Source organism: Alkalicoccobacillus porphyridii (genome assembly GCF_007293315.1).
GTDB lineage: Bacteria > Bacillota > Bacilli > Bacillales > Bacillaceae_D > Alkalicoccobacillus > Alkalicoccobacillus porphyridii.
In genome coordinates, this window is sequence record NZ_VLXZ01000297.1 from 1 (window position 1) to 257 (window position 257).

General features: G+C 55.6%; 1 rRNA gene. It reads right to left on the reverse strand.

Annotated elements, in window-relative coordinates:
• Positions 1–257 (reverse strand): 23S ribosomal RNA (locus tag FN960_RS24925); the annotation flags it as partial.

Sequence of the window (257 nt, forward strand, 5' to 3'; positions counted from 1 at the left end):
ATGGTCTCCTCCCACTGCTTGGGAGCTTACGGTTTCATGTTCTATTTCACTCCCCGATGGGGGTTCTTTTCACCCTTCCCTCACGGTACTACTTCACTATCGGTCACCCAGGAGTATTTAGCCTTGCAAGGTGGTCCTTGCTGATTGACACGGGATTCCACGTGCTCCATGCTACTCGGGTCAGAGCGTAAGCTAGTGATGCCTGCGGCTACTGGACTCTCGCCATCTAGGGCGCGGCACTCCACCGCTGCACCTAG